This window comes from Wolbachia endosymbiont of Tettigetta isshikii (assembly GCF_041154185.1).
GTDB lineage: Bacteria > Pseudomonadota > Alphaproteobacteria > Rickettsiales > Anaplasmataceae > Wolbachia.
Window position 1 is genome coordinate 1 of sequence record NZ_JBFTEN010000047.1, and the last position, 639, is coordinate 639.

Consider the following 639-nt stretch of genomic DNA (forward strand, 5'->3'; position numbering starts at 1 on the left):
CAACAGAGCTCCCCTCTTTTCATGAGCTGAAGGCTCGACTCTTGATAATATAAGTGTAGATTCTTAGTTATGATTCAAGCAAGTATAAATTATTATTAGAAGAAAATGTTTTAATTCTAACTTCTGTTTTTTAAAGGCAACAAAGGATGCAGGACAAATAGCAGGTTTGAATGTACTCAGGGTTATTAATGAACCAACTGCTGCTGCTCTTGCTTATGGAATGGACAAGACAGAAGACAAAATGTGAGTTTAATTTTTAAAGTTTGTGGTTTTAACGTGCGCTAGCAAGTAATTTGTGTAAGAAGTTTGTAAGCAGATAAGTAATTTGATGTATGTTGGAAGTAAATAGATAGTATTGTATACAGTTTTCTTTCAGTTAAAAAAGTGTAACAATAAAGAGTAAGCTCTCATATCATTTTTAACATACCTTGATTTATTTGAATTTCATAGTTTATATTTTACATAGACAATTCATGTGATTTATCCACTAGTTTTTTATTGGCATTATTGCATTAGTGAAGAATATGGACAAGAAATTCCAGAATCTGATTTGTATTTTTTCTGTTGTTAGTTACGAATAGTTTTATTTACAGCGTTTTATTGTAGCTCAGAGGAGGAGAATGCTGATGTGAATAAATG

The 639-nt window shown here is 30.7% G+C and carries 1 pseudogene; it reads left to right on the forward strand.

Annotated features, from left to right (window positions below):
* Positions 1–133: 133 nt before the first annotated feature.
* Positions 134–241: pseudogene (locus AB6N09_RS05650) on the forward strand (Hsp70 family protein); the annotation flags it as partial.
* Positions 242–639: the final 398 nt, after the last annotated feature.